Source organism: Caldimonas tepidiphila (genome assembly GCF_003569765.1).
In the GTDB taxonomy this organism is placed as follows: Bacteria; Pseudomonadota; Gammaproteobacteria; order Burkholderiales; family Burkholderiaceae_C; genus Caldimonas; species Caldimonas tepidiphila.
In genome coordinates, this window is the sequence record NZ_QXMG01000122.1 from 1 (window position 1) to 6065 (window position 6065).

A 6065-nucleotide genomic window follows, 5' to 3' on the forward strand; every position below is an offset into this window, starting at 1 on the left:
TCACTCCTTCTGCCTCGCAGGCAAAGAAAGTGAGAATATTACTTTCTCAGTCTAACTTACTCGATCTCCTTGGACTTGCTGCCCTCTTTCGGTCCGGCCAGCTTCTCGCAGCGGCAGTCGGTCATCTCTACGGTGCGGTTCTCTCTCATGGTGTTCTCTCCATCGTGGAATGAAAAAAAGCCGCCTGGGCACATAGGCACCCGGCGGCTCGTGGCAGAGAAGGCTTGAAGTTCCTTCCTATTGTGTTGTTCAGTTCTCGTCGAACATCCTTCTTGGAGCGGCCCCTACGGAACAGGGAGGCAAGGGAAGACGAGGCGCGCCGCCGTCAAGTAGCGGGCGAAGGCCCCGGACCTGTTGGCGCCGCGTTTCACTAGACCGCGCACCTCGTCGGCACGCCGCAGCGAGGGCGCTGCATGGCGGGTTGGGGATGCTGGAGGTGCTGCCCAGCCGACCACATGGGACTGCCCGGCGGCACTGACCTCCGGTGCATCTCCGGTGCATCGCGCGCCGAAGCCCGGAAGTGTTGTGTTGGTCCCTCCCTCCCTGGCGGACAAGGGAGGCAGTGAGGGAGGGAGGCAGCAGATCAAGATTTCCGCTGCAACAGCCAGTCGCGGACATCCTGCAGGGCAAGGCGTTCGGCCTGCAGCCGCGACAGCCCTGCCTCGAACTGCCGCACCGCCGCCCGCTTTTGATAGAACTCCTTGGCGTCCTCGTCGAGCTGATCGAACGCATCGGCCACCTGTCGGTTCAGGGGGCGCACGTATTTCGGGACGTCCACGGCTCAATAGTCGCTGGGCAACAGCAGGGTCGTGGCTAGGCGGTCTGCCTCGGTGATGACCCAGATTCGGACATCGCCGCCCAGGTCGTAGCTCGACAGCAGGCGATGCCCGCCCCGCAGCGCCTGATCGTTGCTGCGCCGGTCCTCATCGAAGAGATCGCCCCAGTCCCCCGCCACATGGCGGCCCAGCAACTCCAGCGGAGAGCGGCCCTGCTTCTCCAGTGCGGCAAGCGCTGCCGGGGTGACGGCGACCTGCCCTGGGTAGAACTTGATGGTGCGGCCGTAGACCGCCCGCTCCCCATCATCGTGGTCTTCGGTGTTGGTGTTCATGAAGCCTCGTCAGAAATGAAAAGAGCCGAAGCGCCAGGCGGCGGCTTCGGCTCGGGGGTGGGTGATGAAGGGGATCAGGAGGCGGTGGACTCCGGCAGTGCGTATTCGGAACACAGACCCAGCAGGCGAGGGTCGATGCCCTGGTGCTTGGGCACGACCACGTCCACGCCGTAGCCGCTGTCGTCCAGAACGAAGACCGCCTCGTAGCAGCACGGGTGCCCGGTGATGAGCTCCCAGCCGTGCAGGAAGCCGTCCATCGCACCAGCCCAGCGCACGCCGGTCGCCTGCTCGATGGCCTCGATGCTGTCGCCGGCCTGCGCCAGCACGAAGTAGCCGAAGATGGCCGGGTCGAACTCCTCGCCGTCGGCGATCTCGGTGAAGCGTCGCGCCAGCAGTGTCCGGACCTCGGGGTCCTGCACTGCCTGCACTTGGCGCGGGTCACAGAGCAGCAGCATGGCCGCCCTCCCCCACTGCCATCGCTGTCGGGTGCTGGCGCTTGTGCGCCTGCTCCTTGCGGCCCTTCTTGGAGGGAAGTCGATCTGCCGCGGCTGCGTCGTCGGCGCCCGTAATGGCTTGGACTACGGATTTGCTATCGCTTCCGGCTGAGTCACTCGCAGGTTCGGGCAGCGGCTCGGCGGGCAGCGCCAGCTGGCTCTCCAGCCATGCAGCCCAGTCGCCCGAGATCACGTGCTGGTGTGCGGTGTCGGGCGCCGGAGACAGCAGCCCCTCGGCGCGCAGGATCGCGGCCAGGAAGCCAGGGTTGTTCGTGCTTCGACCGACGAAGGCGGGCTTGAAGGTCTTCGATGGCAGGGGAGCCCCGGGCTGCACGTCGGCCACGCATCGGCGGACCTTTGTGAAGGGAACGACCTCGCGGCTGAAGTAGCCGGAGCCGCCCTGATTGCCCGTGATGGCGAAGTACAGGTCGCTGCGGTCGCTGTCGGTGAGCAGGCGGTAGCGGACGGCACCGTTGGCGTAGGCACCGGCCTTGGGTGCTGCAGCGTCTTTGATGAGAAGCAGGGATTGGGTGGGGATCATGTGGAGTCTTCTTGCCGGTGGGCCAGAAAGGCGAAACCCCCAGGGCCGTTATGGCCAAGGGGGTTCCGGAAGGGAGAGCTGCCCCGAGCTGTGGCGCTCAGGGGGTGATCGGGTCGCCCTGGTCAGCGGCGTAGGCGGCTGCGTAGATCGAGGTCAATCCGACGCGGCAGCGCCGGCTCCCAGGAGCTGAGCGAGAAGGTGGTGTGGGAGATGGGAGTCATGGTTTGCCTTGCAGAGTTAGGTTGCGGTATGGGGAACTTGCGGGCAGCTAGTTTTCCCCATAAAAATCATATATATGAGAAATTGCCGCAAATACAGCCTATCAAAGTCAAAAATACCATGGAACGGAATTGAGACAACACAGCCTGAACCTTAGGCACAACGCTTGCTGAATTGCTATTGTCTCGTACTCCCGCCGAGACACTCAAAAGTGAGGCGTATAGCTTTTGCTTAACGCCCTCACAGGTAGACGCGCGCTTTAAAGGGATAGAGTTTGAGCAAATAAAGGAGCTTTTTATGAACGATCACGACAACAACCCGAACCGGACGGGCAGCGATAAAACCGATGCCGTTGCTACAGGAGCTGGCGCTGTAGTGGGTGGAGCTGCAGGCGGCATTGCTGGTGGAGCCGCTGCCGGTGCAGCAGTCGGAGGCCTGACAGGGCCGGTCGGGGCCGTCATTGGTGCAGTCGCGGGCGCGGCAGTGGGGGCTTTGGCAGGAAAGGGGGTAGCGAATGCCTTTGATCCTGCAGAAGAAGACAAGTATTGGCGTAACAACTACTCCAGCCGTCCGTATGCGAGCGGGGCGAGTTACGACGATTACGGGCCCGCTTATCGTTATGGAGTAGACACCTATAACCGTTACCCTGGCCAATCTTTTGATGAGGTAGAGGGAAACCTAGGCAGGGACTGGGATACGCACCGTGGGACTTCCAGCCTAGAATGGGAGCGTGCGAAGCATGCCTCGCGTGATGCTTGGCATCGACTCAGCGATACTGTGGAGCGAGCGGTGCCTGGCGATTCGGACCGAGACGGCAAGTAGTGAAATTCCCTGCCCCACGTCTGCAAAGCTTGGCTAAGAAGATGCGCCCTAAATATTAAGGAACGCGTGTCGTGTAATTAGACTGGCAGAAGCGGGTGTGGGGAGTCCGGACTTAGGCGACGTTGTTGCGCAAATGAATTGAGAGCAGGGTTATGCCATGGCCACCGTTTGCGACCGGCCACGCGCGGTGAAGCGGTTGAGCAGTCCGGTGCGCACCTACAACTTGGCGATCGAAGGTGTGGGCCATGCCACGTTCGCTCAGCAGCGTGAAGCAGCGCCTCCTGGGCTCGACGAGGCTGCGGCGGTGGTAGCCGCTCCAAGCCGTCCAGATGCTGCGCCCCGGGCGCTGGATCGCGCGCATCGTTCCGTTCCGAGTCAACGCGCCGCTGATGTCGGGGATTGCTGCAACTGGAGCGGCGCTACAAGTCCCTCGTATTGCCCAAGCCGATAGATGTGGACCGATTGTTGGCTCAGTTGGTGAGCTGTGCGACGAGCCACCCAAGGGGACGATAAGCCGGGAAGGCATCAGCTGGGGGAGCGTCGTGTGTTCCAACATCCCAGTGAGGCCTCACTCCTCAAGCGGCAGCGGCTGTGGTACGGTAGCCGGTTTTGTTTCCTTTGGCGGATGTCTGCATGGATTGCGCGAGCTGGGCCGAATCAGACCGTTTAGCAGCGCTCGATCGCTACAACATCCTCGATAGCGAAACCGAGCAGGAGTTCGACGATGTCGTCAAGCTAACCGCACAGTTGCTCGATGCACCAATCGCCGTAGTGAACCTGATTGCCCGTGAACGGCAGTGGTTCAAGGCTGAGGTGGGATTGGGCGTGCGCCAGATGCCGCTTGACGACTCGATCTGCAAGCACGCGCTGTTTGAGAGTGATCGCATGATCATCTGCGACACCCTTCTCGACCCGCGCTTTAGCAGCAACCCGCTTGTCACGGGCGGTCCAGGTTTGCGCTTCTACGCCGGCGAGCTGCTAAAGACGGCGGACGGTTTTCCTCTCGGCACCTTGTGCGTACTCGACACCGAACCACGTCCAGAAGGGCTTACCCCTGAGCAGGAGTTCGCCCTGCAGACGCTGGCGCGTCAGATCATGAGTCAGATGGAGTTGCGCAAGCTGCTGTTTGAGCAAAGCGCGTTGCTTGCTGAAAACCAGCGCACAGCGCAGGCGCTGCGGCGCGAACGAGATCGCGCCCACCACCTCTTTACCGGGATGGACGAGGGCTTCGTTCAACTGGATGCTGACTTCCGCATCCGGGAGATCAGCCCGGGAGGGTTGCGGATGGACGGCCGACCCGAGCATGAGCTGGTCGGCAGGACTCATTGGGATGTCTGGCCGGGTTCGGAAGAACTTCCGGTGGGTGACGCCATTCGTCGCGCGATGCAGGACACGGCCCCGGCCCATCTCGAGCAGATATACGTCTTCCCGGACGGGCGCAGGTTCTGGCTCGACGTGCGCGTCGTACCGACCGAGGACGGGGTGGCGCTGTTCTATCGCGACATCACGGCGCGCAAAGAAGCCGAACGCAAACTGCACGAAGCCAACCGGCGCAAGGACGAGTTTTTGGCAATGCTCGCGCATGAGCTGCGCAACCCGCTGGCGCCGATCACCTCCGCGGCGCACGTGCTGGCGTCCACACGCCTGGACACGCAGCGCGCACCAGCACTGGCGGCCATTATCTCGCGCCAAGCCAAGCACATGACCGCCCTGGTCGATGACCTACTGGACGTGTCGCGCGTCACCCGTGGGCTAGTGGCTTTGGACAAGCAAGCCGTTGAAGCCAAAGCCGTCATCGCTAGTGCGGTCGAGCAGGTTCGCCCGCTGCTGGAGAAAAAAGGGCATGAACTGTCACTGCATATCTCTTCCGAGTCAGCCGTCATAGACGGCGACCGCGACCGGCTAGTGCAGATTGTCTCGAACCTTCTCAACAACGCAGCCAGGTACACCCCGAGCGGTGGCCACGTCCGGGTGGCCCTTGACGTCCAGCCAGACGTTGTGGAGATCAGCGTCGTCGACAACGGAAGTGGCATGAGCCAGGAGCTGATAGACCAGTGCTTCGAACTGTTCACCCAGGGCGAGCGCAGCGCCGATAGGACCGAAGGGGGATTGGGCATTGGCCTGGCGCTGGTGCGCAGCCTGGTCGCGCTGCATGGCGGCAGTGTCGAGGCACGCAGCGAAGGCTCCGGCCGAGGGAGTACGTTCACGGTGACGCTGCCGCGCAAGCCTGCTGCCCCCCAAGACAAGAGCCCTGCATCGCCCCGTCAGGAAGAGCGCAATGGTGGGCTGCGGGTGGGGATCGTCGACGACAACGAAGATGCGGCCATCACATTGGGTTTGTTCCTTGAGACCTGCGGCTACGAGACGGCTGTCTCGCACTGGCCCCACGAGGCGATCGAGCAGTTCAGGTCCTTCCGGCCGGATGTGGCCATTCTCGACATCGGCATGCCGGAGATGAATGGCTACGAACTTGCCGGCTGCTTGCGAAGCATGCCCGAAACGGCCGATGCGGTGCTGGTGGCCCTCACAGGTTACGGCCAGGAGAGCGACCGTGCAGGAGCGATGGAGGCTGGATTTGACCACCATCTGGTCAAACCGGTGCAACTGGATGCGTTGCGTGCCTTCCTGCAGGAAATCTGGCACTACCGGCCACGAAGGAGTCGGATCAGTTGACTCATCCGGGCGCCTGCCGCAGCACACCAGTACTTTCCTGACATCTTTGCCGCAGGACCTGCGACAAGCTTGGACTCCATTGCTGACGCCCCTCCATCGGAAAGCGGGCGCGGCGGTCTACAAGTCCTCGCCTCCCACGGGTACCTTCCCCTGGCTTTGTTGCGCAAATAGATTGAGAGCGAGATTCCCCTGACCCCGGACGGAGTTA

General features: G+C 62.4%; 6 protein-coding genes and 1 pseudogene. 2 read left to right on the plus strand and 5 right to left on the minus strand.

The window, feature by feature from the left end; genetic code table 11:
• Positions 1-583: 583 nt before the first annotated feature.
• The 4 genes from D3A59_RS25715 to D3A59_RS24440 all read right to left on the minus strand — a co-directional run bounded on the left by D3A59_RS25715 (position 584) and on the right by D3A59_RS24440 (position 2143).
• A complete protein-coding gene (locus D3A59_RS25715) occupies positions 584-778 on the minus strand; it encodes a hypothetical protein (RefSeq protein ID WP_157991696.1) in 195 nt (64 codons plus the stop codon).
• Between the two features lie 3 nt (positions 779-781).
• On the minus strand, positions 782-1108 hold the full coding sequence (locus D3A59_RS24430; RefSeq protein WP_119157912.1) for a hypothetical protein: 327 nt from the start codon (positions 1106-1108) through the stop codon (positions 782-784).
• A gap of 74 nt (positions 1109-1182) precedes the next feature.
• The gene (locus tag D3A59_RS24435) at positions 1183-1563 is read right to left on the minus strand and encodes a hypothetical protein (protein ID WP_119157913.1); all 381 of its coding nucleotides are present in this window, start codon (positions 1561-1563) and stop codon (positions 1183-1185) included.
• The gene (locus D3A59_RS24440; protein WP_119157914.1) at positions 1547-2143 is read right to left on the minus strand and encodes a hypothetical protein; all 597 of its coding nucleotides are present in this window, start codon (positions 2141-2143) and stop codon (positions 1547-1549) included. Before D3A59_RS24440 ends, D3A59_RS24435 begins: the two co-directional genes overlap by 17 nt.
• Before the next feature lie 516 nt (positions 2144-2659).
• Between D3A59_RS24440 and D3A59_RS24445 the strand changes: the two genes are divergently transcribed.
• Complete coding sequence (locus tag D3A59_RS24445; protein ID WP_119157915.1) at positions 2660-3184, plus strand: hypothetical protein; 525 nt, start codon at positions 2660-2662, stop codon at positions 3182-3184.
• Between the two features lie 150 nt (positions 3185-3334).
• On the opposite strand, the pseudogene D3A59_RS26560 reads toward D3A59_RS24445, so the two are convergent.
• Positions 3335-3575 (minus strand): annotated as a pseudogene (locus D3A59_RS26560) (IS5/IS1182 family transposase); the annotation flags it as partial.
• Positions 3576-3817: 242 nt separating this feature from the next.
• On the opposite strand from D3A59_RS26560, the gene D3A59_RS24450 reads away from it, so the two are divergent.
• Positions 3818-5857: an ATP-binding protein gene (locus D3A59_RS24450; protein ID WP_119157916.1), complete on the plus strand. Its 2040-nt coding sequence runs from the start codon at positions 3818-3820 to the stop codon at positions 5855-5857.
• Positions 5858-6065 lie beyond the last annotated feature (208 nt).